32 protein-coding genes and 1 tRNA gene are annotated in these 21,932 nt (G+C 58.0%); 20 read left to right on the forward strand and 13 right to left on the reverse strand.

Going from position 1 to position 21,932, the window contains the following annotated elements:
* Positions 1-2: 2 nt before the first annotated feature.
* The 3 genes from ACR1XY_RS00605 to ACR1XY_RS00615 all read right to left on the reverse strand — a co-directional run bounded on the left by ACR1XY_RS00605 (position 3) and on the right by ACR1XY_RS00615 (position 1,275).
* Entirely contained in the window at positions 3-194 is a 192-nt protein-coding gene (locus tag ACR1XY_RS00605; RefSeq protein ID WP_480589092.1) for a hypothetical protein, read from the reverse strand.
* Between the two features lie 232 nt (positions 195-426).
* Positions 427-861 (reverse strand): hypothetical protein, encoded by a 435-nt coding sequence (locus tag ACR1XY_RS00610; RefSeq protein WP_480589094.1) that lies wholly within the window; start codon positions 859-861, stop codon positions 427-429.
* A 195-nt stretch (positions 862-1,056) separates the two neighbouring features.
* Positions 1,057-1,275, reverse strand: a complete 219-nt coding sequence (locus tag ACR1XY_RS00615) for a hypothetical protein (RefSeq protein WP_480589096.1) — start codon at positions 1,273-1,275, stop codon at positions 1,057-1,059.
* Between ACR1XY_RS00615 and ACR1XY_RS00620 the strand changes: the two genes are divergently transcribed.
* The 7 genes from ACR1XY_RS00620 to ACR1XY_RS00650 all read left to right on the forward strand — a co-directional run bounded on the left by ACR1XY_RS00620 (position 1,268) and on the right by ACR1XY_RS00650 (position 4,820).
* Entirely contained in the window at positions 1,268-1,723 is a 456-nt protein-coding gene (locus tag ACR1XY_RS00620; RefSeq protein ID WP_480589098.1) for a hypothetical protein, read from the forward strand. The two genes, ACR1XY_RS00615 and ACR1XY_RS00620, sit on opposite strands and share 8 nt — an antisense overlap.
* Before the next feature lie 720 nt (positions 1,724-2,443).
* Positions 2,444-2,755: a hypothetical protein gene (locus tag ACR1XY_RS00625; RefSeq protein ID WP_480589100.1), complete on the forward strand. Its 312-nt coding sequence runs from the start codon at positions 2,444-2,446 to the stop codon at positions 2,753-2,755.
* Between the two features lie 71 nt (positions 2,756-2,826).
* Entirely contained in the window at positions 2,827-3,018 is a 192-nt protein-coding gene (locus tag ACR1XY_RS00630; RefSeq protein WP_480589102.1) for a hypothetical protein, read from the forward strand.
* A gap of 104 nt (positions 3,019-3,122) precedes the next feature.
* Complete coding sequence (locus tag ACR1XY_RS00635; RefSeq protein ID WP_480589104.1) at positions 3,123-3,455, forward strand: hypothetical protein; 333 nt, start codon at positions 3,123-3,125, stop codon at positions 3,453-3,455.
* Between the two features lie 72 nt (positions 3,456-3,527).
* Positions 3,528-4,277 carry a methyltransferase gene (locus ACR1XY_RS00640; RefSeq protein WP_480589106.1) on the forward strand — a complete coding sequence of 250 codons (750 nt, stop codon included), beginning with the start codon at positions 3,528-3,530 and terminating at the stop codon, positions 4,275-4,277.
* Positions 4,274-4,489, forward strand: coding sequence for a hypothetical protein (locus ACR1XY_RS00645; RefSeq protein ID WP_480589108.1), 216 nt, complete (start codon positions 4,274-4,276; stop codon positions 4,487-4,489). Before ACR1XY_RS00640 ends, ACR1XY_RS00645 begins: the two co-directional genes overlap by 4 nt.
* Positions 4,490-4,502: 13 nt before the next feature.
* Positions 4,503-4,820, forward strand: coding sequence for a hypothetical protein (locus tag ACR1XY_RS00650; protein WP_480589110.1), 318 nt, complete (start codon positions 4,503-4,505; stop codon positions 4,818-4,820).
* 14 nt (positions 4,821-4,834) lie between these two features.
* On the opposite strand, the gene ACR1XY_RS00655 is transcribed toward ACR1XY_RS00650, so the two are convergent.
* Positions 4,835-5,212 (reverse strand): hypothetical protein, encoded by a 378-nt coding sequence (locus tag ACR1XY_RS00655; protein WP_480589112.1) that lies wholly within the window; start codon positions 5,210-5,212, stop codon positions 4,835-4,837.
* Positions 5,213-5,430: 218 nt separating this feature from the next.
* Between ACR1XY_RS00655 and ACR1XY_RS00660 the strand changes: the two genes are divergently transcribed.
* The 7 genes from ACR1XY_RS00660 (at position 5,431) to ACR1XY_RS00690 (ending at position 10,020) form a co-directional block, all read left to right on the forward strand.
* Positions 5,431-5,661 (forward strand): hypothetical protein, encoded by a 231-nt coding sequence (locus ACR1XY_RS00660; protein WP_480589114.1) that lies wholly within the window; start codon positions 5,431-5,433, stop codon positions 5,659-5,661.
* The gene (locus ACR1XY_RS00665; RefSeq protein ID WP_480589116.1) at positions 5,661-7,841 is read left to right on the forward strand and encodes a DNA cytosine methyltransferase; all 2,181 of its coding nucleotides are present in this window, start codon (positions 5,661-5,663) and stop codon (positions 7,839-7,841) included. The genes ACR1XY_RS00660 and ACR1XY_RS00665 overlap by 1 nt, the downstream gene beginning before the upstream one ends.
* Positions 7,842-7,854: 13 nt before the next feature.
* Positions 7,855-8,130, forward strand: a complete 276-nt coding sequence (locus tag ACR1XY_RS00670) for a hypothetical protein (RefSeq protein ID WP_480589118.1) — start codon at positions 7,855-7,857, stop codon at positions 8,128-8,130.
* Positions 8,127-8,939 carry a Lar family restriction alleviation protein gene (locus tag ACR1XY_RS00675; protein WP_480589120.1) on the forward strand — a complete coding sequence of 271 codons (813 nt, stop codon included), beginning with the start codon at positions 8,127-8,129 and terminating at the stop codon, positions 8,937-8,939. Before ACR1XY_RS00670 ends, ACR1XY_RS00675 begins: the two co-directional genes overlap by 4 nt.
* Positions 8,940-9,233 carry a helix-turn-helix domain-containing protein gene (locus ACR1XY_RS00680; protein ID WP_480589122.1) on the forward strand — a complete coding sequence of 98 codons (294 nt, stop codon included), beginning with the start codon at positions 8,940-8,942 and terminating at the stop codon, positions 9,231-9,233. It abuts the gene before it with no gap.
* On the forward strand, positions 9,223-9,633 hold the full coding sequence (locus tag ACR1XY_RS00685) for a hypothetical protein (RefSeq protein WP_480589124.1): 411 nt from the start codon (positions 9,223-9,225) through the stop codon (positions 9,631-9,633). Before ACR1XY_RS00680 ends, ACR1XY_RS00685 begins: the two co-directional genes overlap by 11 nt.
* A gap of 90 nt (positions 9,634-9,723) precedes the next feature.
* The gene (locus tag ACR1XY_RS00690; RefSeq protein ID WP_480589126.1) at positions 9,724-10,020 is read left to right on the forward strand and encodes a hypothetical protein; all 297 of its coding nucleotides are present in this window, start codon (positions 9,724-9,726) and stop codon (positions 10,018-10,020) included.
* A 76-nt stretch (positions 10,021-10,096) separates the two neighbouring features.
* Here ACR1XY_RS00690 and ACR1XY_RS00695 read toward each other — a convergent pair.
* Positions 10,097-10,182 (reverse strand) — tRNA-Leu (locus ACR1XY_RS00695).
* A 145-nt stretch (positions 10,183-10,327) separates the two neighbouring features.
* Here ACR1XY_RS00695 and ACR1XY_RS00700 point away from each other — a divergent pair.
* Together ACR1XY_RS00700 and ACR1XY_RS00705 are read left to right on the forward strand one after the other, a co-directional pair.
* Entirely contained in the window at positions 10,328-10,906 is a 579-nt protein-coding gene (locus ACR1XY_RS00700) for a YqaA family protein (RefSeq protein WP_480589128.1), read from the forward strand.
* Positions 10,903-11,370 (forward strand): disulfide bond formation protein B, encoded by a 468-nt coding sequence (locus ACR1XY_RS00705; protein ID WP_480589130.1) that lies wholly within the window; start codon positions 10,903-10,905, stop codon positions 11,368-11,370. The genes ACR1XY_RS00700 and ACR1XY_RS00705 overlap by 4 nt, the downstream gene beginning before the upstream one ends.
* Here the strand turns inward: ACR1XY_RS00705 and ACR1XY_RS00710 are convergent.
* Positions 11,367-11,954 carry an HNH endonuclease gene (locus ACR1XY_RS00710; RefSeq protein WP_480589132.1) on the reverse strand — a complete coding sequence of 196 codons (588 nt, stop codon included), beginning with the start codon at positions 11,952-11,954 and terminating at the stop codon, positions 11,367-11,369. The two genes, ACR1XY_RS00705 and ACR1XY_RS00710, sit on opposite strands and share 4 nt — an antisense overlap.
* Before the next feature lie 213 nt (positions 11,955-12,167).
* On the opposite strand from ACR1XY_RS00710, the gene ACR1XY_RS00715 reads away from it, so the two are divergent.
* Positions 12,168-12,773 (forward strand): pseudouridine synthase, encoded by a 606-nt coding sequence (locus tag ACR1XY_RS00715; protein ID WP_480589134.1) that lies wholly within the window; start codon positions 12,168-12,170, stop codon positions 12,771-12,773.
* Positions 12,774-12,804: 31 nt separating this feature from the next.
* Positions 12,805-13,230 carry a VOC family protein gene (locus ACR1XY_RS00720; protein WP_480589136.1) on the forward strand — a complete coding sequence of 142 codons (426 nt, stop codon included), beginning with the start codon at positions 12,805-12,807 and terminating at the stop codon, positions 13,228-13,230.
* A gap of 4 nt (positions 13,231-13,234) precedes the next feature.
* Here ACR1XY_RS00720 and ACR1XY_RS00725 read toward each other — a convergent pair whose 3' ends face one another.
* The 4 genes from ACR1XY_RS00725 to ACR1XY_RS00740 are packed head-to-tail and all read right to left on the reverse strand — an operon-like array spanning position 13,235 to position 15,331.
* The gene (locus tag ACR1XY_RS00725) at positions 13,235-13,537 is read right to left on the reverse strand and encodes a putative quinol monooxygenase (protein ID WP_480589138.1); all 303 of its coding nucleotides are present in this window, start codon (positions 13,535-13,537) and stop codon (positions 13,235-13,237) included.
* Positions 13,531-14,034 carry an N-acetyltransferase family protein gene (locus ACR1XY_RS00730; RefSeq protein ID WP_480589140.1) on the reverse strand — a complete coding sequence of 168 codons (504 nt, stop codon included), beginning with the start codon at positions 14,032-14,034 and terminating at the stop codon, positions 13,531-13,533. The genes ACR1XY_RS00725 and ACR1XY_RS00730 overlap by 7 nt, the downstream gene beginning before the upstream one ends.
* 2 nt (positions 14,035-14,036) lie before the next feature.
* Positions 14,037-14,702 carry an alpha/beta hydrolase gene (locus ACR1XY_RS00735; RefSeq protein WP_480589142.1) on the reverse strand — a complete coding sequence of 222 codons (666 nt, stop codon included), beginning with the start codon at positions 14,700-14,702 and terminating at the stop codon, positions 14,037-14,039.
* Entirely contained in the window at positions 14,699-15,331 is a 633-nt protein-coding gene (locus ACR1XY_RS00740) for a DNA-3-methyladenine glycosylase family protein (protein WP_480589144.1), read from the reverse strand. Before ACR1XY_RS00740 ends, ACR1XY_RS00735 begins: the two co-directional genes overlap by 4 nt.
* Positions 15,332-15,429: 98 nt before the next feature.
* Here ACR1XY_RS00740 and ACR1XY_RS00745 point away from each other — a divergent pair, with 98 nt between their 5' ends.
* Complete coding sequence (locus ACR1XY_RS00745; protein ID WP_480589146.1) at positions 15,430-16,656, forward strand: MFS transporter; 1,227 nt, start codon at positions 15,430-15,432, stop codon at positions 16,654-16,656.
* A 3-nt stretch (positions 16,657-16,659) separates the two neighbouring features.
* Here the strand turns inward: ACR1XY_RS00745 and ACR1XY_RS00750 are convergent, their stop codons facing one another.
* Genes ACR1XY_RS00750 through cysS form a run of 3 tightly spaced genes read right to left on the reverse strand, consistent with a single transcriptional unit; the run spans position 16,660 to position 20,470 of the window.
* Positions 16,660-17,436 (reverse strand): phytoene/squalene synthase family protein, encoded by a 777-nt coding sequence (locus ACR1XY_RS00750; protein ID WP_480589497.1) that lies wholly within the window; start codon positions 17,434-17,436, stop codon positions 16,660-16,662.
* A gap of 2 nt (positions 17,437-17,438) precedes the next feature.
* Positions 17,439-19,073, reverse strand: a complete 1,635-nt coding sequence (cimA, locus tag ACR1XY_RS00755) for a citramalate synthase (RefSeq protein ID WP_480589148.1) — start codon at positions 19,071-19,073, stop codon at positions 17,439-17,441.
* On the reverse strand, positions 19,073-20,470 hold the full coding sequence (gene cysS, locus ACR1XY_RS00760; protein WP_480589150.1) for a cysteine--tRNA ligase: 1,398 nt from the start codon (positions 20,468-20,470) through the stop codon (positions 19,073-19,075). Before cysS ends, cimA begins: the two co-directional genes overlap by 1 nt.
* 265 nt (positions 20,471-20,735) lie before the next feature.
* On the opposite strand from cysS, the gene ACR1XY_RS00765 reads away from it, so the two are divergent.
* The gene (locus ACR1XY_RS00765; RefSeq protein WP_480589152.1) at positions 20,736-21,926 is read left to right on the forward strand and encodes a pyridoxal phosphate-dependent aminotransferase; all 1,191 of its coding nucleotides are present in this window, start codon (positions 20,736-20,738) and stop codon (positions 21,924-21,926) included.
* The last annotated feature ends 6 nt before the right edge of the window (positions 21,927-21,932 follow it).

Here is a 21,932-nt window from a genome sequence, read left to right on the forward strand (position 1 = left end):
GGTCAGTCGCCCTCCGGTGTACTCAGATGATCCAGCCACCCATCTTTCTGCGTCCACACGCGCAACGACTTGAGATTGCGCACCAACTCATCCGAATTTTCCGGGAATCCGTTTTCTCTAAGAAGCTGACACGCTGTTTGCAGCTTGCTCTCGGCCTGCTCCAACTGGGCCCGCACGGCTGGCAAGATACTCATTGCATCCACCATCGCGCAGGCATACCCCCGTCCCTGTTTTTGGGACAGGTGCACAGGCAGGGTAAATCGCCGGCGTCTCGAATGCGTTTTTCTATGCCGAGCACCGCGCCCCGCGTTTTCCCAACCCTGCGGCCTATATCCTCGGCGCTCAAATCAGTGGTAGCCCGCAAGTAGAGGATATTGAGTGCAACCTCATCATCCAGCCGCGCCCGGGACTTTGCACAAAGTACGGTCATTGATCGTTCTCCAAAACAGCTTCCGCACGGCTCAGCGCCGCCTTTGCCTCGGCAATTTCCACCAGTGCCTGAGCCTTGTCGTCCTTGCAGTTGGATTGATGCGCGGCGATGACCGCGTTGATCGCTTCGCCGACCTCTTTGCTGATCGATCCGACATGTGTAATCAGCGGGCCAAAACTGGAAACATCCGCATTCTCGACGCGCTGATACATGTATCGGGTGACCGGGTAGCACTTACAGGCGTCCTCAAGGGCTATGACGTCATCGACCGGCCACCCCAAATGCCCATTGTCCCGCTTTGAGATGGTGCCCTTGCAAACGTGCTGGTCTGTTCGGGCATTGATCGTCATCGCAGCAGCGTCAAAATCATTGAGCTGACCGTAGATGAGCGAGTTCATCAACCCGCGAATAACCTTGCGAAGATCAGCCATCGGCACCCTCGTTTCCTTGGCGCCACAACAAACCTGCCGCATGTTGAGCGCATGTTGATGAGTGAATTTTTGAGTACGAAAGCATTACCGCGTGGGACCTCATGCTGCCCCAAAACCCGCGCACTTCCGGCAGGGACAGGGGTTTACACAACCCCTGTCCCGGTTTTTGCGCCGAGGGGTCTTGATCGGCGGCGATCATTCGGCAGCCTCGGAAATCTGGGTATTGTCGGATGCTGTATCGGCCTTGATGTGTTCATCAACTTGCCGGTCAATTGTTTCGGCCCTCTTTTTCATGCGCAAAAGACGGGACCAAGCGTGCGCGTTACCAGTAGCCGAACGAAGGACGCTCTTGGGTGTTCTGCCCGCGTCTTCCGCGTGGGACTTTACTTTGTCGATGATTTTCTGAATGTTCATGCGTAGCACCTCTAACATCCGTAATGTACCATTTGGCACATTTTATCAAGTGCCAATCGGTACGTTTAACGATTTAGGTGCGTGTGCTACTTGGCACAGTATGAAAACTGCCTTCCGAGAAGCCTTTAATGAACACTTCAAGAACTCGGGCGCCCGAGTGGTTGACGTTGTAAATCAGACAGGTGTTTCCAGAAGCAAGGTTAACAAACTTCTTAGGGAAGAGAACGACAAGGTAATTGTCGAAGACGCAATCGCTCTAGCCAGCTTTTTTGGAAAATCAGTGGAACAGATGCTATCCGGCCAAACCGTCAGCGCTCGTGAGAAGATATCGGCTCTTGCTGAGATCCTGACAGATGAGGAAGCCGATCTGTTAGCGGCTCAGATAAAAGGCGTCGTCGCTCATCGCTTGAGCGAGTTGAAACAACCTGGATCAAATGCTCCAGAATAAGTTTTATTTCCTGCTCTGTAAGTGCGCTAGTCAATTCTGCAATACTGCTCATTTATTAAAACGTATCCCCAAAATACCACAATACTAACAACCACTTCGCCACCCAAATCTAAGGTTGTCTCGCGGTGATACCATACGGCGTCACACGCCAAAATTGCAAACATCAGATTTTCAAGAACTGTCGGAATCCGACAATGCTTGTATGCAACGAACCACTACGCTCCGATGAAGCCCAACATCTTGTGAAATTCTATAGAAATTAGTTTCTCCGTTAGCGCGAAGATATTCCCCCACAAGGGCACAATTCAGGTCCCCGTAGTGTTCTTTCAACTGCAAAAGGATTCGCAGATTCGATTCTGCATCGCTTAACTCTGCCAGATCGTCATACCCCCCACCGACCCGGTTAAACCCATTAATGTGTGCTTATTATAGAATATGTTCGGTCGTTTGTCAGCGTTAGGGTGATGTTTCAATTATCTCGGCTCCACGGATGGCAGAGGCTGACCAGAAGCATTCACTTCTTGGGTGCAACAGTTTTTTGGGGGACCGGACGCAGCGATATCCCCCAGTGAAAGATAAGAAAGTTCGCCATTTTTTGCGCCGGAGTTAGCATTTCTGCACACTACGTTTGCAAGGATATGTGCTGTTTGGCACATTTTTATCTTGCAATGTACCACTTGGCACATTACGCTTCTTCCTGTGACACAGAAGGAGATGGACATGCAGACTGCTGAGGAACAGTTCAGGGTTCTGGCTGGCGTAATAGCCAACCCCAAACCGGATCACCCCCGAGATTTGACCAGCGGTGTCTGGATCACAGCCAAGGAAATGCAGGGCTGCCCCCTGACTCTTGAACGCATGGAGCGTGTTGCCGCACACCATCCGGACCCGGAACCAGAGCCTTGCGAAATCAAGCGCCGCTTTGCCCGTATCCGGGACCGTGTCCGCAAGCGGGCCGAAGAACTCAACGTCTCGGGCCCGCGCCCTTTGATACTGCCCGCCCCCTCTGACCCTCCTGATGAGTGCGCATGAAACCGTCACTCCCCAACTGGCCGGGGAAGTCCTCCCCCAGGTTCCCCGGCCACTTTTTCAAAGGAATTCAGATGGACCACTGGGAAAAATACCATCAAGCGGATGACGACGATATGGCGACCGCTAGAATGCAGACCGTTGTGGTTTTGGGCACTGTCGTGATGCTGATCGTGGCGGCGATAGTCACCCTGCCCCGCGTTGCCTTCAATCGCGTTCACGATGCAGCTGAGCAGCTGCAGAGCGACATCACCCAAACCGACTAGGAACACACAGCGGCCTTACAGGCGGGCCGCCGGGACGCGCGGGAAAAGCCACCACTCAAAAAACCAACCCGCGCGTCCCGTAAAGTTCCTTCGAAAGGAATCCCATGGGAGCCGCAAAGCCAACACTAGGTTACCCTAGTCGAACCGAAGCTGTGCTTGCGCTTCGCTCCAAGGGCTACTCAGCTGACACAATTGCTTTGATGATTGGCATTGGCACAGGCACAGTCTTTGCCCTGCACAGCGCAGGACAACGCGCCCAGAAGCGGCGACAGACCGAACGAAACGCGCAAACCATTGTCCTCCCAAGCAACGTGCTGGAACGGCTAAAACCTCACGCCGATCTGCGTGGCATCAACGTCAATGAACTTGCGCGGCGCATCATCGACACCGTGATCAACGACGATCTCGTCACACCAATTTTGGACGACCAAGAATGAACGCCCAGCATGGTGCCGGGTGCCCCTTCCCGTTGGTGAGCGGCGGGAAGGGGGAAATAGGAAGAGAGACGGATGAAAGATATCCCCGAAGACGTTTTGGCGGTCCTTAGTGCAGCTGAGATGGAAGGTCCGCATTTGCGCCTGACCGGACAGCTTAACCGAAAACTGTACACGGACACCAACAAGGTTCTGACAGCCGCAGGCGGCAAGTGGAACCGAAAGGCGAAAGCCCACGTGTTCGACGGTGAAGCAGAAGACGCCATGGAGCCACTTTTGCTGACTGGTTCCTATGCGACCACAAAACAGGACTTTGGACAGTTTGATACGCCTACGGCGCTCGCTGCCCGTGTTGCTGAGATGGCTAGCATTCATCCAAATATGAGAGTTTTGGAACCGAGTGCGGGGATTGGCCGCCTAGTCGAAGCGGCTGCGGATAGCGGCGCATTAGTCGATGCCATCGAGATCGACGCAAAGCGTGCCGAAAAACTGATCAATGCTCGCGCGTCCACGGTCACTATAGGAGATTTTCTCGAAGAAGAGACCGACCCGTCATACGACCGTGTAGTGATGAACCCGCCATTCGCCAAGGGCGCGGACACTGAACATGTTCGCTACGCCTATGAGTTCCTGAAACCGGGCGGGCGGCTGGTTGCAATCATGTCTCCCGGTTTCACCTTCCGCAATGACCGCAAGCATATGATGTTCCGGGAATGGGTCGAAGGCATGGGTGGCACAGTTGAACACCTGCCGGAGAACTCGTTCAAGGAAAGCGGAACTAGCGTCAACACCGTGATCTTAGTGATCGACAAGGCGCCCGCATGACCAGAGCCGAACACATTGAATGGTGCAAGGACCGGGCTCACGCCTATTTGCCCCACGCACCCACCGATGCCGTCGCTTCATTCGCATCAGACATCCGAAAGCACGATGAAACCAAGGATACCGAAAGCTTCCTCCTGATGATCGGAATGATGGCGGCTCAACGTCATGACGCAGCCGCTGCAGTCAGGGACTGGATCGACGGTTTTAACTGAGCAGGAGAAAGACATGAACGGATTTCAGGGAAAAAAGAACGTCTACATCTGCGACGACTGCGGGCATGGGTTTGTGTCTATGGATGTTGACGACGGCGTGACGCCCTTCATGACAACCTGCCTGAACTGCGAGTGCATGGCGAAATCCATGTTCTACAAGATCCCGCAGGAGATTTTGGGAACGCCGGCCATTCTGTGGCTGCGTCCGAAGAAAGAGATTTGGGGCAAGTTCTCAATCGGCATTCAGCAGCACTTGGAAAAAGGCGGGTTGATCCGCAGCGATACCAAAGGTCTGCCCGGTGATAAGAAGTGGAAGGCGTTCCGCCAATGAATGTGAATGCGCTTTTAGAAGCAGGGCGCACGCCCCGAGAGCTTTTCCCGTGGGGAAAGGGCCGGAAATTGAACGCGTGCCTGTCGCCCGAGGGTGACGCCTTTCTGTTTGATGTCTGTATGCACGGTTTGCACCGGGTTGATTTCCCGCTGGTTGGATACGGCGGCTACACCGTGATGGATGACAGCGAGACCGAGCTCAAAAGGCACCTTCAGGGCGTCAAGCACGCCAAAGGAAAGGTGCTGAAAACAGGCCTTGGATTTGGCTGCTTCATCCGCATGTGCCTGACAAAGCCAGATGTCCAACACATTGACGTAGTCGAAATCGATCGGGGCATCATCGATCATTTCGGCGCGCAGTTTCGAGATAACCCGCGCGTCACCATCCATCATGCTGATGCCTTCGAGTTCGACCTAAACGGGCGCGAGTGGTATTTCGCCTGGCACGACATCTACACAGAAGGCAATGAAGGGTTGGCTCATGCTCATGTTCGCCTAATCAAGCGCTACTTGCCCCACTGTAAACAGCAAGGCGCATGGCAGCTTCCGAGAGAAACGAAAAAGTTCGTGGACCGGAATTGGCCCGGACTCGTTGTTTGAGGAGTGCCACCATGACCCGCCTGTCCTGCTGCATCCCCTTCTGCAACCGCACCACTGCCATGCGCCCCGGTCTGCGGGAACACATCTGCCAGAAGCACTGGTCGATGACGTCGAAGAAACTGCGCGCCATCTACCGCAAACGCGTGAAGCGCAGGGACGCGGGCGACCTTTCTCAAGAGCCAAAGCTGTCCCGCATCTGGGCCAAGCTCAAAAACCAAGCCATGGAAGGGGCAATGTACTGATGACTGACCAGCCAATGATAATCGACAGCTTTGCCGGTGGCGGCGGTGCCAGCACCGGCATTGAAATGGCTTTGGGCCGTAGCCCTGATGTGGCGATCAACCATAGTACGGCGGCGCTGGCGCTGCACGAGGCGAACCACCCTGACACGCTGCACCTGGACAGCAACATTTGGGACGTGGACCCGCTGGAAATCGCCAAGGGCCGCAAAGTCGGCCTGCTGTGGGCCTCCCCCGACTGTAAGCATTTCAGCCGCGCCTCGGGAAAGGTGCTCAAGGATCGCAACATCCGAGATCTGGCGTGGGTGATCGTGGATTGGGCCGAGAAGGTCAAACCCGACGTGATCATCATGGAAAACGTTGAAGAATTCCAGACGTGGGGACCGGTGGGTGAGGACGGTAGCCCGATCAAAGAGTTTTCTGGAATGACCTATGAACTCTGGAAGAAGCGCATCCGCAAGGCTGGTTACAAGCTTCAACGCAAAAGCATACGAGGATGCGACTACCGCGCTCCAACCATCCGAAAGCGGTCCTTCTGGGTCGCTCGCCGCGATGGTCGACCGATCGTCTGGCCCAAGCCGACCCATGGCGACCCGAAATCAGCCGCGGTTAAAAAGGGCAAGCTGCTGCCATGGCGTACGGCTGCGGAATGCATCGATTGGTCTATCCCTTGCCCCTCGATATTCATGTTCAGCAAGGCAGAGGCCGTTGCTTACGGCAAGGCGAACAACTGCAAACCGCCTCAGCGTCCGCTGGCAAAAAACACGCTGGCCCGGATCGCGCGCGGCATGGGCCGCTATGTCCTGAACGCGAACCGCCCCTTTGTCGTCAACCTGACACACGGTGGCCGCGTCGAGGATGTAGCGGATCCGCTCAAGACCATCACCGGCGCCAACCGAGGCGAAAAGGCGGTTATCGCACCCGCTCTGATGCGCCACTTCGGTGCGTCGGTGGGGCAGTCGATTACCACGCCAGCCGGTACCATCACAGCGGGCGGCGGCGGCAAGACTGCAATCATCGCGCCCTCGATCACCCGGTTCAATAGCGGCGCAACTAGCGTGGCTATGGATGAGCCCATGCCTACCGTCACGGCGAATAGCTGGGTAAAGAAACCAGGTGGCGCGGCTCCGCTCGGAATGATCGCACCGCACTTGATGAGCCTCAAGGGCACCGCGCGCCGCAACAGCGCCGCCAGTGTGCCTCACCCAACCGTTCTGGCCGGTGGCTTGCATTCGGCGGTGATCACCCCGGCCCTGCTGAGCGTGGCCCACGGTGATAGCGGTGGGCGCCGGGAGTACCCGCTGACAGAACCTCACGGCACGGTTACGTCGGGCGGAATCTCCCACGCGCTGTTCTTGCCTATCCTCACCTATGCACAGCAAGGCGGCAGCAACCGCAGCTGCGAAGTGCCGGCGCATACCATCACGGCCAGCAAGAAGGATCAGAACGCGGTTATCTCGCCCCTGCTGGTGCAAACCGGCTACGGAGAACGCCAAGGTCAGGCCCCGCGCTCGCTCGATCCTTTCGCGCCGCTCGGCACGGTCGTTGCTGGTGGCATCAAACACGCGCCCGCCGCTGCATTTCTGGCCCAACACAACAAGGCTAAGACCGGTGTAAATCCGGGCCGCCCGGTAGACGCGCCGATATCGACGCTGACGGCCACAGGTTCGCACCAGACTGTCGTGGCCCCTTGGTTCGCCAAATACTACGGCACCGCCGACAACGGCGCTCGGACGGATGAGCCTTGCCACACGGTCACAGTCAAAGACCGATTTGGCCACCTGCAGGCCGAGTTGGCCGCGCCCGAGTTCACAGAGGAAATGGAGTATTCCGCCTACCGGGTGGCCCGCTTCCTCGAAGCCCACGGCGAATGGGATGATCGCAAATTCGTCACGCTGGAAATCGACGGGCAGACCTTCGTCGTGGTTGATATCGGTATGCGAATGCTGACGCCGCGCGAACTGTTCAACGCCCAAGGCTTCCCCTCTGACTACGTGATCGAGGGTGTCTGGAAAGAGCAGGACGGGGATTGGTCATGGCACCCGTTCCCCAAGTACGTCCAAGTCTCCTGCTGCGGCAACAGCGTGTGCCCCGACGTGGCGGCCGCACTGGTTGAGGCCAACTGCCAGCATCTAAGCGCAAAGCAATCCGCCGAAGAAACCGCACATCGCGGCGGAACATAGAGAGGTAGGACAGATGAGCAAATGCGGAACATGCGGAGCGCCGGTCAATCTCGCACCTGACGGAGACCCCCGATACGAAGCGCCACGCCGCCGGGGAATGGACCCCTACACCCTCTCAGAGTGGCGTCAACGTGTGTGGGGCGAGGCGCTGGATGATGCGGCGAAACTGGCATTTGAGTACCCAGCCGAGAAGCACGGAAGCTTAGACGCCGATCCATTCAAGGCCGCACGTCAAGCGACATACGAGGTTGGGCTAGCCATCGAAGCGTTGAAGGAGAACGGGAAATGACGGAACTGAAACCTTGCCCGTTTTGCGGCTGCCCCGACATTGACAACAAAGATGACGGAGATTTCGAATGGATGGAGTGCCGCAATTGTGGTGCAACCGGCGGATACGATGAAGCGTTTCCCGAAAGATCAGCGCAAGATCATTGGAACACCCGCGCCGACCTGTCCCCCAGACGGGAAGCGGTGGTCGACCTGATCGATTGGGAAACAAAGCGGGATATTGACGAAACGATCTGGTCAATGACTGGCGGTAATGACGTGGACGGCAGTGTCGAAATTGCTGACGCCGTTGTCTCGATCGTAGCAAAGCGCCTATCCGCCCTCACCCCCCTTGATACGCCTGTAGGCAACACCGACCCCATGACGATTGCCAAGTATGACGACGAACTGCGGGCGGAAGATGATACGGGTTCTTTGAATAACATAATCGCCCTTAAAATTCGGGAAATTGACGAGCTAGTACCAGATTGTTGGAAACAGGAGGGTTACCACTATCTGCCAGTATCCAAACCTGAACCCACAGGATCATCTATGTGGGTTGTGAAAACAGCCAATGGTCGCAGCTTGATTATTACGGATGGTGACAAAGAAACCATGTCCGCTGTCTGCCCCACCGAACAGACGGGCAATCCCGTGGCCGAGGCCGATATCGCGCGAGTGCGTTTGCTGGCAGAGGTTCGCGCCTATCTGGCACTGACTGCCCACATTGACGACGCAAAAACCGAAAAGGAAATAGCGCACAATGTCGGCGTTGATACGGCCATCGCAGCAATCGGCAAGTTTTCCTCTCTCACACAGGGGGGCGAGTAGATGATCGCAGGAAATTTAGCGCTTGGTGAAATATTATCACTGGCTAGGGAATTACGCGGCCTTACACTTCGAGAACTCGAACGCAAAAGCGGCGTGTCAAATGCTCTGATTTCTCAGATCGAAACAGGGAAGGTTAAAGACCCCGGTTTCTCCACAGTGATCAAATTAGCGGTCGCTTTGGATATATCCATTGAACGCTGCGCCAAACCATATGTCGATTGGATTACGGGGAAGGCCGGTGTGCTGAGACGCGCTGGATTAGACGAAGCACAGGAGCAGTCACATGACAGGTAAGCCGGAGCGGGACAGAACACCGATTACGGATGAGTGGTTGTCATCGGTGGACTTTAAGTGGCGGCAGAGTGATCGCCAGCCAAACAAGCATTGGAAACTGGCCTGTAACATAGAGCAGCCAGGTTCTCGGTTCATTGAGACGACATCAATAGAACTTCAAAGAAGCGGGTGGGAAAATTCGAAGGGTGACTATGTGGGCGACCCGGAAAGCTGGATGTTGTGGGTCACAGACACCTTTGAACGCTCGGCTTTTATTCGAACAATTCGCTGGCAGGAAGAAGTCACCGCGCTCGCAGAGCTAATCACCGGAAGAACGTGGAATCCTGCGACCCACATCTATGGGCAAGCATGGCCGGAAGGGGCACGCGCCTTGGACAACACCGGGAAAGAGGGGAAGTAGGATGCTCTGCAGGCACAGATGGGGGACAAGCAATACCGGCCAATTATGCTTTTATGACCCGAATTTTCGATGCTGGGATGAATGCACAAAATGCGGAAGGACGATGAATATTCGGGGCGCAATGGACGCTCGATCCGTTTGGCCATTGCCCTCTATCAGCCAGACCCCCACCCCGCACGAGACACAGGAGGGAAAAACGTGACAGCGAAACACGAACCCCAAATGGAATACATCACGCTGCCTGACGCTGTAATTCGCTACAGTCTATCAGAATCAACCATCCGTCGTCGCAAGGATGAAGGGCTGATTTCCTTCTACAAACCATGCGGTCGGACGCTTTTGAAGGTGTCTGAGATGGATGAACTCATGCAAAATAGCAAGGTTTGATTGTGGGGCCAGATGTGGGGCCACGATCAACACACACAATCCGATTGTTTATTTTCAATTACTTACGCGGAAGTTTTGGTGCCCAAGGAGAGACTCGAACTCTCACGCCCGTGAAGGCGGGGGATTTTGAATCCCCTGCGTCTACCATTCCGCCACTTGGGCCACGAACACTGGATTAGCGCCCATGACCGGGAAGGTCCAGAGGCAAAAACCAACCCAAATCCAGTTTGTTTTCGCTGCAACGGTTGACGCCTCACCGGACGCATGGTTTGGCTTGCGCAACGTTAGAACAGGAATTTAGCACCATATGTTGCGCTCGCTTTATGACTGGACCATTCGTCTGGCCGAACATCCGCACGCCCTGTGGGCGCTGGCCTTTGTCGCCTTTATCGAAAGTTCGGTCTTTCCGATCCCGCCGGATGTGCTGATGATTCCAATGATCCTGGCCCGCCCGTCGCGCGCGTGGTTGATTGCAACGGTCGCCCTAGTCGCCTCGGTTATGGGGGGCCTGTTGGGCTATGCCATCGGTGCTTTCTTTTACGAGAGCATCGGCCAGCCGATTCTGGAATCCATGGGCAAGGCCCACGCCATGGAAGAGTTCAACACCCGCTTCAACGATTTCGGCTTCTGGGCCGTTCTGGGTGCCGGTGTGACGCCCTTCCCCTATAAGGTCATCACCATCATGTCAGGCTGGACCGGGATGCCTTTGGGCACCTTTATCGCCACTTCGATCCTTGCCCGCGCGCTGCGCTTTTTCGTGGTCGCTGGCCTGCTTTGGGGCTTCGGCGAGCCGATCCGGGCCTTCATTGAAAAGCGCCTTGGCCTTATGTTCACCTTGTTCGTTGTGCTTCTGTTCGGCGGGTTCCTTGTGGTGAGATACCTATGACACGCAAAAACATTCTGGTCCTGATCGCGACCTGCGGTTCCGTGGCGCTTCTACTTGGGGCATGGGGTTTTCAGCATCTCGGCGGGCTGGCGCCGTGCAAAATGTGCATCTGGCAGCGGTGTCCGCACGGTGCGGCCATTTTAATCGGTGCAGTGGCGCTGGCGCTACCCCGTATAAATCTGCTGCCCCTGCTGGGCGCACTCGCCGCACTGACAACCGCAGCCATCGGCGTGTTCCACGCCGGGGTCGAGCAAAAATGGTGGGAGGGTCCCACAAGCTGCACCTCCGGTGATATCGGCGGCTTGTCGACTCAGGAGTTGATGGATCAGATCATGTCCGCCCCGCTGGTGCGTTGTGATGACATCCCGTGGCAATTGATGGGTATTTCGATGGCCGGGTGGAACGCCATCCTGTCGGGCGTTCTGGTGCTGGTCTGGATCGCCGCGTGGCGGGTGGGCCGCTAAAGCTCGTCCAACTCCGCATCCCAATAAAGAAAATCGATCCAACTGTCATGCAGGTGGTTCGGCGGGAACTTTCGCCCGACGTTCCGCAAGGCTTCTGCATCCGGCTGGCGCGGAGGCTTGCGCAATGTCATCCCTGCCTGCCGAAGCGACTTCGACCCTTTTTTCAGGTTACAGGGGCTGCAGGCCGCAACCACGTTTTGCCAGCTTGTCACGCCACCTGCGGCCCGAGGTACCACATGGTCAAAGGTCAGATCGCCACGGCTGCCGCAGTACTGACAACAGAATTCGTCCCGTAGGAATAAATTAAAGCGCGTGAAGGCCACGCGCTTTCTGGGTTTCACATAATCTTTCAGGACAACGACCGACGGTATTCGTATCTCGGTACTCGGGCTTCGGACGACCTCGTCGTACTCGGCCACAATATCCACCCTGTCCAGCCAGGCCGCCTTTATCGCCTCTTGCCACGGCCACAGGGATAACGGGTAATAGGACAAGGGGCGATAGTCGGCGTTCAAAACCAATGCCGGATGATGCTTGAGCGCACCGGGTTCCCTGACAAATTCGGTTCTGAAATCTCCATCCATATCAGAATCGCTCCTCGCTCTGCTCTGCCCGTTTTTGACATCAGAGCGGGGAACCCCCGCCCCGGCCTTAACTTAACTATATATCGTGTTAAAACTCTGACAAGCCCTGAGTTTCCACAATATCTCGGGTACTGGGTATGTCGTAATCGTAACAAAGACGTGACAGTTATCCACAGGTTGCGCCAACGTGGCCTGCGGGCTATGGCGAGGAGCATGAGCTGGTTCATTCGATTCAACAAACCCTTCGACGTGCTGCCGCAGTTTACCGACCGCGCGAATGCAGAATCGCCGCGCAGCACCCTGTCTGACTATATCGACCTGCCCGGGGTCTACCCGGCCGGACGTCTGGACCGGGATAGCGAAGGGCTGATGCTGCTGACCGACAACGGGCGGCTGCAAGCTCAGATATCTGACCCCAAGCACAAGATGGCCAAAACCTACTGGGTTCAGGTTGAGGGTCTGCCGGATGCTGCGACCCTCAAAGCCCTGCGTGACGGTGTCGAACTGAAAGACGGCCTGACTCGCCCCGCCAAAGCGCGCCTCATCGACGAACCTGAAGGGCTTTGGCCGCGCACCCCACCGATCCGGGTACGTCAGACAGTTCCGGATTGCTGGATCGAACTGACCCTGCGCGAGGGGAAAAACAGGCAGGTCCGGCGGATGACAGCGACCGTGGGACACCCGACTTTACGTCTGATCCGCGCCCGAATTGGCGACTGGTCGTTAGAGGGGTTGGAACCCGGTCAATGGGACAGTTTGCCTACTCCCGCGTTGAACTCAGCACCACAGCGGAAACGGGACCGGCGCCTGCGGCGGTGACAAAAACCGCGTATTGTGATATACTTACGGAATGAAAGTCACACCGGACATACCCGCGCCCACCGGAGTTCTCGAGGCCGCGCTTTACGTCGATGACCTGGATGCGGCAGAGCGGTTCTATGGCGAGATCCTGGCGTTGCGGAAAATTCAACGCGTGGCAGACCGGCACGTGTTCTTCCGTGTTGGCGGCTCGGTCCTGTTGTTGTTCAATGCGGATGAAACCGAGAAGCCACCCACAAACCCCGACCTGCCCGTCCCGCCCCATGGCGCGCGCGGTCCCGGTCATGTCTGCCTGATCCTGACACGCGATGAGATTGACGTGATGCGCAAACATCTTCTGGACTGGAACGTCCCGGTGGATGCCGAATTCGACTGGCCCGGCGGCGCGCGTTCGCTTTACGTGCGCGACCCGTCCGGCAATTCCGTCGAATTTGCCGAAGGCCATCTGTGGGATTGACGCGTTAACGCAGAGGTTGCTTTTCTCCACCGACAACGCGGTAGATGTCGCTTGAGACGACACCGACCTCAGCCAAAACAGCCTGAAACACCGCCATGTGCGGCGCGGCAAAATGAGCCTCCAAAGCGGCTTGATCCTGCCATTCCTCATAAACGCGAAACTGTGTGGGTTGCCCCAGAATCCGGCTGAACTCGTAAACCAGACAGCCGGGCTCCTTCACTGTCTCGGCCACCATCGCTTGCGCCGCTTTGTCTGCTTTTTCAACGCCTTCGGGCGAGATTTCCACTGTTCCGGTCACGATCAACACAGCATGTCCTTTCTCAGATCAAACCTTTTGGTGATTCTGTCGACCGGTCGCCCGTCCCGCAACGGCACCCCATAGGCGACCGAATAGTCACGGAACCCCATCTTGTCGTAATATCCCAACCCCATTCCATTATCGGCGCGAATTGTTGCGCTGATTGCGTTCAGTCCAACCCCGGCGGCATATTTGGCGGTTTCCGCGAACAGCGCACGCCCGGCGCCTTTCAGCACCGGCGCGCGGCGGGTGAAAGTTGCGATATCGGCGCAATCCTCGGGCAGCGCATCATGCGCCCCCAGCCATTGGAATCCTGCCACCTCACCCTGATCGTCCAAGGCGACGTGGCAGCAAATCACATCCGCTCCACCTAGGTAACTCTGCGCAAACAGGGCTTCGGAGAACGGGATTTCAAACGCGGTCGAGCCTCCAATCTCGATGATATCGTTGAGGATGCGGCAAGCCGCGCTTAAATCCTCGGGCATCATGGGGCGGACCGCGATCATGGCTACAGGCTCAGCTTGTCGCGCATGAAAGCCAGCGCGACGCTAAGGCCGTCAGGCGCGATTCCGTGGCCAGTGCCCTTCATCACATGCGCGTAGATTTCCTTGAAATCCGCCGCTTGCAGGGCTTCGGCGGCTTCGGGCAGCGATTGCGGCGGCACAACGTCGTCGGAATCCCCGTGCACCAGCAGGATCGGCATCCGGCTGACCGTTTCATCGGGCAGCAGATCGGGTTCCAACAACCGGCCCGAGAAGGCAACGATTCCTGCAACCGGATCCTCGCGACGCGGGGCGACATGCAAACTCATCATCGTGCCTTGCGAGAACCCGAACAGAACAACCTGTTCAGGCAGCACGTCTTCGTCCACCATCAGCGCATCGAGGAAGGCGTTGAAATCGTCGGCGGCCATTTCCATGCCGCGCCGCGATTCCTCCTCGGACGAGCCGTCGATCCACGGGATCGGGAACCACTGGAACCCGTTGGGCATTCCGGGGATCTGTTCCGGCGCATCGGGGGCGACGAACAGCGTGTCCGGCAGATGTTCACCGAGCGGATCGGCCAGCCCAAGCAAATCGGCGCCATTGGCCCCATACCCGTGCACGAACACCACGACCGAGCGTGTATCGCCCGAAACCGGCTCTTTTCGGAGCGCATTCAAAACCCGTGTCATCTGATACCTTCTCGTTCTTTTGCCACCCGGTAATAGGCCCACAGCACCCGTGCCGCAACCGACCGCCACGGCGACCAAGCCACAGCCATCTTTCGCAGTTCCTTATCCGTCGGACGTTTGGGCAAATCGTAGAGGATGCGCGCGGCCTCTTGCAGCGCCAGATCACCCGGAGCTATCACGTCGGCGCGGCCCAGCGAGAACATCGCGTAGATCTCGGCGGTCCAAACGCCAATGCCCGGCACTTCGGTCAATGTGGCGACAACATCCGCATCAGGCACATCGCGCAATGCCCTGTAATCTATACGTGCTTCGGCCAGCGCGCGGGCGTATCTGATTTTCTGTCGGCTCAGCCCCACGGCCCGTAAATCATCATCGGTGGCCCACATGATCTTGCGCGGTCCGGTCAGTTTCGCATCCTGCAATCTCTTCCAGATCGCATTGGCCGAGGCAACGCTAACTTGCTGGCTGACAATCGCACTGAGAAGCTGGGCAAACCCGTCCGGGCGTCGGCGCAAGGGCAAAGACCCGGTTTGCTCCATCGCCCAAGCCATACGCGGGCAGGCTTCGGCCAGCCATGTGGCACCCTCAGCAACACAGTCGGGAGTCTCGATGATGCGTCCGACGGACATGGGTGCTCCGGGGTGGTTCGCGTTGCGCTCACGTTAGGTTGCTTTGTCGCAGATGCAACCCGCTTGTATGACCTCCGTTTCAGAGATACGCATGGCCCATGACACTGACCGCCGCCAACCCGGACAACAGCCAGGCCAAACGCAACGTCGCCGTATTGGTGGCGGCGCAAGCTGTGCTGGGGTCGCAGATGCCGATGATCTTCATTGTCGGCGGTCTAGCGGGGCAGTCGCTGGCGACCAATCCCTGTCTGGCCACCCTGCCCATTTCGCTTATCGTTCTGGGCTCGATGCTGGCGGCCACGCCGGTTTCGGCTATCATGCAGCGTTGGGGTCGACGTGCCGGGTTTCTGGTGGGTGCTACCGCGGGTGCCTGCGGCGGGTTCGTTGGTGCGTATGGGCTGTATCTGGGCTCATTCCCGATCTTCCTGCTGGGCAGCCTTCTGACCGGCATCTACATGAGCGCCCACGGGTTCTATCGGTTTGCTGCCGCCGACACCGCATCGGACGCGTTCCGCCCCAAGGCAATCTCTTATGTCATGGCAGGTGGTCTGGCGGCGGCTATCATTGGGCCTCAGATCGTCAAGCTGACCTCGACTGCCTATGTGATCCCGTTCCTCGGCACCTATATGGCAGTTATTGCGCTGAATGTCTTTGGATCGGTGCTGTTCTTTTTTCTCGATATCCCGACGCCCGAGAAACCAACGGAAAACGCACCCCAAGGGCGGACCCGACTGGAAATGCTCAGGACCCCGCGCATCGCCGTGGCCATCATCTGCGCGATGGTGTCTTACGCGCTGATGAACCTTGTAATGACCTCGACCCCGCTGGCGGTCGTGGGCTGCGGGTTCAGCGCGAATGACGCAGCTGACGTCGTCACCAGCCACGTATTGGCAATGTATGTGCCCAGCTTTTTCACCGGCCAGCTCATCGCCCGCTTCGGTGTGGAAAAGATCGTAGCTCTAGGCCTGGCCATTCTGGCAGGAGCGGGTGTCGTAGCCCTGCAAGGCGTTGAACTTGAAAATTTTTTCGTCGCCCTGATCCTGCTGGGGGTCGGCTGGAACTTTGGCTTTATCGGTGCGACCACCATGCTGGCCTCCTCGCATGATGTGAACGAACGCGGTCGGATGCAGGGGCTGAACGACCTGTTGGTGTTTGGCGGTGTCACACTTGCGTCGCTGGCCTCGGGCGGGTTGATGAACTGCTCGGGCGGTTCGGCAGCCGAGGGCTGGACGGCGGTGAACCTCGCCATGATCCCGCTTCTGACATTGGCGGGCGGCGCGCTGCTTTGGCTGGTGCTGAAACCGTCCGAAGCGGAAACCATCTAAACCCTACCAGCGCCCGCTGGCCACGGTCCACATCAGTGACAATCTGCGCCGTATTTCACCTTGCGATAGATCCCCCGCGGCCACCCGATCCGGGCGGGCAACGGCCTGACGCAAAACCCACTCTGCCTGCCACCCGGCGTAAAGCGCGGGCCGGGCATCTGCAGAAACAGCGGAGGCATTGGATCGCGCCCGCCGAAGCCTGTCCACAGCCTTCTGCGCAATTGCCCGGACACCTTCCGGAGTGCCGTCCAGCAAGGGAATACGCCCCCTTGCCTCAAGATCGGGAATGGCACGCAACCAGTTCGCCACGCCGACGCCATAGCCAAAGTCGCGCAGCACGGCCTCGTCCGCAGCGCCCAATACCTGCGCCGACGCAACCATCAGAGTTCCCGCAGAATGGTTTATATAAGCGTCGAAATGCGCCTCATCCTCAAATGGATCGCGGTAAATGTCCCAACGCCTCACGGCCACATACTCATCCAGCATGGCGGCCAGATGCGGCGACAGAACCTGTTTCAACGGCGTCACGACCTCGTGCCTGCGCACAGGCTTGCCTTCGGCGATCTCCTGTAGCGCATCACGCCACCATTGCAGCCGCATCTCGGCAATCATCGCCTCTTGCGTAACCCACGGCGCGCGAGCGACCTCGACATTCAGCGCATAAAGCGGAAACAACATCGGTCGCACCGAGACCGGCGCTGCCATGGCTGCCATGAACCGGTCAGGATCGGCGCGATGCACCAGTTCCGCGCAAGCCTTAACGTCGTCGTCGAATTCCACGGTCACTCAGCCACCGCCGTCCGCGATCCGCAATCGCGCACCAACTTCCACTGGATCGCGTCCAGCAGCGCCTCGAACGATGCATCGACTATGTTCGCACTGACGCCCACGGTCGACCAACGCCGACCCTGCCCGTCCTCGCTGTCGATGATCACGCGAGTCACCGCCTCGGTCCCGCCCTGCGTTATGCGGACCTTGAAATCGACCAGCTTCATATCGGCCAGAACCTGAGAATATTGCCCCAAATCCTTGGCCAGCGCCTTGGCCAGTGCGTTCACAGGCCCCCGGTCGCTGCCGTTTTCATCCATGGACTCACTGACCGAAAGTTTCTTTTCCCCATCCACCTTCACAACAACCACGGCTTCGGACAGGCTGACCATCTTGTTGTATTTGTTCTTGCGACGCTCGACTGTGACCTTGTAACGTTTGACCTCGAAAAACTCGGGCAACTGTCTCAGCTCATCCCGCGCCAGCAGCTCGAAACTGGCCTGGGCGGTGTCATAGGAATACCCCTCGGCCTCACGCTGTTTGATCCGATCCAGAATGCGCCCCAGTGCCGGGTCGTTTTTTTCTACGACCAGACCGGCCTCGGTCAGGCGTTTGCGCAGGTTCGACTGCCCCGCCTGGTTCGACATCGGAATGATCCGCGCATTCCCGACCGAGGCCGGGTCAACATGCTCATAAGTCGACGGGTCCTTGACGATCGCGCTGGCATGCAGCCCCGCCTTATGCGCAAAGGCCGAAGCGCCGACATAGGCCGATTGCTTGCTGGGCACACGGTTCAGGATGTCGTCCAGCATCCGGCTGATGCGCGTCAGTCCGCCCAAAGCCTGCAAGCTGACACTTGTCTCAAAGCCCGAAGCATAGGGTTCTTTCATCAACAGTGTCGGAATCAGCGCCGTCAGGTTGGCGTTACCACAGCGCTCACCCAATCCGTTCAACGTGCCCTGAATCTGCCGCGCCCCCGCATCGACAGCAGCCAATGAGCAAGCCACCGCATTCTCGGTATCATTGTGGGTGTGGATGCCTAGGCGGTCACCCGGTAATCCGGCTGCTATCACCTCGGACACGATCTTCGTCACCTCGGCGGGCAGCGCTCCGCCATTGGTATCGCACAGCACAACCCAGCGCGCCCCGGCGTCCAACGCCGCCCGGCATACGTCGACCGCATAGTCAGGGTTGTCCTTATAGCCATCAAAAAAGTGCTCGGCATCGAACAACGCCTCACGCCCCTGTGCCACGATATGAGCGACCGAAGCGCGGACGTTCTCGACATTCTCCTCCAGCGAAATCCCAAGCGCGTGGGTGACGTGGTAATCATGCGACTTGCCGACCAGACACACCGCTTGCGTGCCCGCGTTCATCACTGCGGCCAATACGTCGTCATTGTCAGCCGACCGGCCTGACCGCTTGGTCATCCCAAAGGCGGTCAATCGCGCCGCGGTTTTCGGCGCAACCTCGAAAAACGCGCTATCCGTCGGGTTCGCCCCAGGCCACCCACCTTCGATATAGTCCACGCCCAACTCATCCAAAGCCTGCGCGATTTGCACTTTCTCGGCGGTCGAGAACTGGACACCCTGCGTCTGCTGCCCGTCGCGCAAGGTGGTGTCGTAGAGATAGAGACGTTCTTTGGTCATCAAACGCCCTCCAGCTTGGTCGCATCGAACCCTGTACCCGGAACCAGTTCGACCCCGTCCTTGCTCATGCGCACTTCCAGCCCTGCTGCAACATAGGCCGCTTTCAGGCGATCAACCTCCGAGAAGTCCTTGTTCTGCATTGCGCTCGCGCGGGCATCGGCCAACCGATCTGCGTGAGACGACAGGTCCACCGACGCTGTGTCAGCCCATGCTCCCATTTCCAATGACAATAGACCCAGCACCTGCGCGCTCGCCAACAATCCCGCCGCATCACCATCTGCAGCCAAACGGTGCAACTCTGTCAGGGCGCCCGCTGTGTTCAGGTCATCGCTTAGCGCAGTGACGACGGCGGGGGCCGCGCTGGCGGCGGGCTCGATGCCCGCTGTCAGCGCCCGCCACTTGCGCAGCGTTGCCTCAGCCTCGCGGGCCTTTTTCTCGGTCCAGTCCATCGGCTTGCGATAATGCGTCTGCAGGAAGACAAAGCGGATCACCTCACCGGGCACGCCCTGCTCCAACAAGTCATGCACCGTGAAGAAGTTGCCCAGTGACTTGGACATCTTCTTGCCTTCCACTTGCAACATCTCGTTGTGCAGCCAATACCGCGCGAACTCGCCATGCGGATGGGCGCACTTGCTTTGCGCGATCTCGTTTTCATGATGCGGGAACATCAGGTCGTTGCCGCCGCCGTGAATGTCAAAACTGTCGCCCAGCAGCTCATAACTCATGGCCGAGCATTCGATGTGCCAGCCCGGACGGCCACGACCCCATGGGCTGTCCCATCCCGGCAGTTCATCGGTCGAGGGTTTCCACAGCACGAAATCCATCGGGTTTTTCTTATAGGGCGCGACTTCGACCCGCGCGCCTGCGATCATGTCATCGACGGACCGGCCGGACAATTCGCCGTAATGCTCTTTCCAACTGTCTACGGCGAACAGAACGTGTCCTTCGGCCGCGTAAGCATGGCCCTTGGCGATCAGATCCTCAATCATCGCAATCATCTGCGCAATGTATTGCGTGGCGCGCGGCATTTCATTGGGCTCCAGCGCCCCAAGGGCACCCATGTCGTGCAGATACCAGCCGATAGTTTCGTCCGAGCGTTCCTGCACCAACTGCTCCAGCGTGCCCTTAGCTCCAGCCTGTTGCCGCGCCAGCGCGGTTGCGTTGATCTTGTCGTCCACGTCGGTGAAGTTGCGCACATAGGTCACGTGATCCGCGCCGAAGGTATGCCGCAGCAAGCGATAAAGCACGTCAAACACCACTACAGGCCGCGCATTGCCCAGATGAGCGCGATCATAAACCGTAGGCCCACAGACATACATCCGCACATTGTCGGCGCTGATCGGTACGAAATCCTCTTTCGTCCGCGTCCGGGTGTTGTGCAGTTTGATCGTCGTCATCGGTCGGCTCCTAAAGACAGCGTGGCTTCTCGCGTTAGCGCGGGCTTAGCAACTTGTCTCAGGGATGAAAACGAAAGAAACCGGCCCGCTTGATAAATCAGCAGGTAATGCAGCAGATAATGATGCAGGTCATCCGGTTCATACTGTCCCAGTAGCACGCAGATCGGCCTGCGCCAAGCCCCGAGTTCCGCGCCTCGGCGTTGCTGATTGACAATCCCGAACGCCTCTGTCCCAGTCTGCGCAAGACACCAGACGGAGACGGGCCATGAAATTGTCGCAACGCATCACGCAATTGGTCGAGGGCAGCGGTGACGGCTGGGATGTATTCTATCGCGCCCGCCAGATGATCGGCGACGGCTATGCGGTGACTGAGTTGACCATCGGCGAACACGACATCCGCACCGACGCGTCGATCCTTGAGGCGATGGACCTGTCCGCCCGGCAGGGTCACACTGGCTATGCCATGGTTCCCGGCACCGATCTCCTGCGCGACAAGGTGGCCGCTAGGCTGCAGGCACGCACCGGAGTGCCCACCACGCGCAACAACGTGTTGATTACGCCCGGCGGTCAATCAGCGTTGTTTGCAGCCCATGTCGCAGTTTGTGATCCCGGTGATGTGGGGCTGTATCTCGACCCCTATTATGCCACCTACCCCGGTACGATCCGCGGCGCTGGAGCCGTGGCCCGATCAGTTCAAACCACAGCCGAAGACGCATTCCAGCCGCGCGCCGAGCAGATCAACGCGGCTTTAGATGGAGCGGTGTCCTTGCTGGTCAACACGCCGAACAACCCCACCGGTGTTGTGTATTCCCGCCAGACGCTCGACGGGATTGCCGAGGTGTGCCGCAAGCATGACCTCTGGCTGATTTCGGACGAGGTCTATGACACGCAGGTCTGGGAAGGGAAACATATCTCACCACGTACCCTGCCAGATATGGCTGAGCGTACGCTGGTTGTCGGCTCGATGTCGAAATCCCACGCGATGACCGGGTCGCGTTGCGGATGGATCGTTGGACCCGAACAGGTGGTGTCTCACCTGATCAACCTCGCCACGCACACAACCTACGGTGTCCCCGGTTTTATCCAGGACGCCGCCAGTTTCGCGCTGAATGCGGGCAGTGACTTGGAAGAGCAGATCGCCGAACCCTTCCGCAGGCGACGCGCGCTTGCGATTGGTATTCTCGAGGCGCAGAACACCATCGGGCTGGTTCCGGCGCAGGGAGCGATGTATCTGATGCTGGATATCCGCGCCACCGGGCTCAGCGGTAACGGATTCGCCAACGCCCTTCTGGATACGCATGCAATTGCGGTTATGCCGGGTGAGAGCTTCGGGACCGCAGCCGCAGGTCATATCCGCGTGGCGATGACGATTGACGACGACAGTTTCACAACCGCCCTTTCGACGATTTGCACATTTGCATCGGAATTGTCGGAACGTCACGCCACCGTCGGCTGAGGTGTG

Source organism: Ruegeria sp. AD11(2025) (genome assembly GCF_056542405.1).

What these genes read in the sequence shown, in the direction of transcription:
- ACR1XY_RS00660 (WP_480589114.1), top strand. Translation starts at nt 5,431, where the DNA reads ATGACCCGCCTGTCCTGCTGCATCCCCTTCTGCAACCGCACCACTGCC.
- ACR1XY_RS00650 (WP_480589110.1), top strand. Translation starts at nt 4,503, where the DNA reads ATGAACGGATTTCAGGGAAAAAAGAACGTCTACATCTGCGACGACTGC.
- ACR1XY_RS00735 (WP_480589142.1), bottom strand. Translation starts at nt 14,702, where the DNA reads ATGACACGGGTTTTGAATGCGCTCCGAAAAGAGCCGGTTTCGGGCGAT.
- ACR1XY_RS00690 (WP_480589126.1), top strand. Translation starts at nt 9,724, where the DNA reads ATGCGGAAGGACGATGAATATTCGGGGCGCAATGGACGCTCGATCCGT.
- ACR1XY_RS00700 (WP_480589128.1), top strand. Translation starts at nt 10,328, where the DNA reads ATGTTGCGCTCGCTTTATGACTGGACCATTCGTCTGGCCGAACATCCG.
- ACR1XY_RS00615 (WP_480589096.1), bottom strand. Translation starts at nt 1,275, where the DNA reads ATGAACATTCAGAAAATCATCGACAAAGTAAAGTCCCACGCGGAAGAC.
- cysS (WP_480589150.1), bottom strand. Translation starts at nt 20,470, where the DNA reads ATGACGACGATCAAACTGCACAACACCCGGACGCGGACGAAAGAGGAT.
- ACR1XY_RS00665 (WP_480589116.1), top strand. Translation starts at nt 5,661, where the DNA reads ATGACTGACCAGCCAATGATAATCGACAGCTTTGCCGGTGGCGGCGGT.
- ACR1XY_RS00740 (WP_480589144.1), bottom strand. Translation starts at nt 15,331, where the DNA reads ATGTCCGTCGGACGCATCATCGAGACTCCCGACTGTGTTGCTGAGGGT.
- ACR1XY_RS00685 (WP_480589124.1), top strand. Translation starts at nt 9,223, where the DNA reads ATGACAGGTAAGCCGGAGCGGGACAGAACACCGATTACGGATGAGTGG.
- ACR1XY_RS00655 (WP_480589112.1), bottom strand. Translation starts at nt 5,212, where the DNA reads ATGATGGATGGTGACGCGCGGGTTATCTCGAAACTGCGCGCCGAAATG.
- ACR1XY_RS00610 (WP_480589094.1), bottom strand. Translation starts at nt 861, where the DNA reads ATGGCTGATCTTCGCAAGGTTATTCGCGGGTTGATGAACTCGCTCATC.
- ACR1XY_RS00620 (WP_480589098.1), top strand. Translation starts at nt 1,268, where the DNA reads ATGTTCATGCGTAGCACCTCTAACATCCGTAATGTACCATTTGGCACA.
- ACR1XY_RS00710 (WP_480589132.1), bottom strand. Translation starts at nt 11,954, where the DNA reads ATGGATGGAGATTTCAGAACCGAATTTGTCAGGGAACCCGGTGCGCTC.
- ACR1XY_RS00630 (WP_480589102.1), top strand. Translation starts at nt 2,827, where the DNA reads ATGGACCACTGGGAAAAATACCATCAAGCGGATGACGACGATATGGCG.
- ACR1XY_RS00645 (WP_480589108.1), top strand. Translation starts at nt 4,274, where the DNA reads ATGACCAGAGCCGAACACATTGAATGGTGCAAGGACCGGGCTCACGCC.
- ACR1XY_RS00730 (WP_480589140.1), bottom strand. Translation starts at nt 14,034, where the DNA reads ATGATCGCGGTCCGCCCCATGATGCCCGAGGATTTAAGCGCGGCTTGC.
- ACR1XY_RS00625 (WP_480589100.1), top strand. Translation starts at nt 2,444, where the DNA reads ATGCAGACTGCTGAGGAACAGTTCAGGGTTCTGGCTGGCGTAATAGCC.
- ACR1XY_RS00745 (WP_480589146.1), top strand. Translation starts at nt 15,430, where the DNA reads ATGACACTGACCGCCGCCAACCCGGACAACAGCCAGGCCAAACGCAAC.
- ACR1XY_RS00675 (WP_480589120.1), top strand. Translation starts at nt 8,127, where the DNA reads ATGACGGAACTGAAACCTTGCCCGTTTTGCGGCTGCCCCGACATTGAC.
- ACR1XY_RS00720 (WP_480589136.1), top strand. Translation starts at nt 12,805, where the DNA reads ATGAAAGTCACACCGGACATACCCGCGCCCACCGGAGTTCTCGAGGCC.
- ACR1XY_RS00670 (WP_480589118.1), top strand. Translation starts at nt 7,855, where the DNA reads ATGAGCAAATGCGGAACATGCGGAGCGCCGGTCAATCTCGCACCTGAC.
- ACR1XY_RS00765 (WP_480589152.1), top strand. Translation starts at nt 20,736, where the DNA reads ATGAAATTGTCGCAACGCATCACGCAATTGGTCGAGGGCAGCGGTGAC.
- ACR1XY_RS00715 (WP_480589134.1), top strand. Translation starts at nt 12,168, where the DNA reads ATGAGCTGGTTCATTCGATTCAACAAACCCTTCGACGTGCTGCCGCAG.
- cimA (WP_480589148.1), bottom strand. Translation starts at nt 19,073, where the DNA reads ATGACCAAAGAACGTCTCTATCTCTACGACACCACCTTGCGCGACGGG.
- ACR1XY_RS00705 (WP_480589130.1), top strand. Translation starts at nt 10,903, where the DNA reads ATGACACGCAAAAACATTCTGGTCCTGATCGCGACCTGCGGTTCCGTG.
- ACR1XY_RS00605 (WP_480589092.1), bottom strand. Translation starts at nt 194, where the DNA reads ATGAGTATCTTGCCAGCCGTGCGGGCCCAGTTGGAGCAGGCCGAGAGC.
- ACR1XY_RS00635 (WP_480589104.1), top strand. Translation starts at nt 3,123, where the DNA reads ATGGGAGCCGCAAAGCCAACACTAGGTTACCCTAGTCGAACCGAAGCT.
- ACR1XY_RS00640 (WP_480589106.1), top strand. Translation starts at nt 3,528, where the DNA reads ATGAAAGATATCCCCGAAGACGTTTTGGCGGTCCTTAGTGCAGCTGAG.
- ACR1XY_RS00680 (WP_480589122.1), top strand. Translation starts at nt 8,940, where the DNA reads ATGATCGCAGGAAATTTAGCGCTTGGTGAAATATTATCACTGGCTAGG.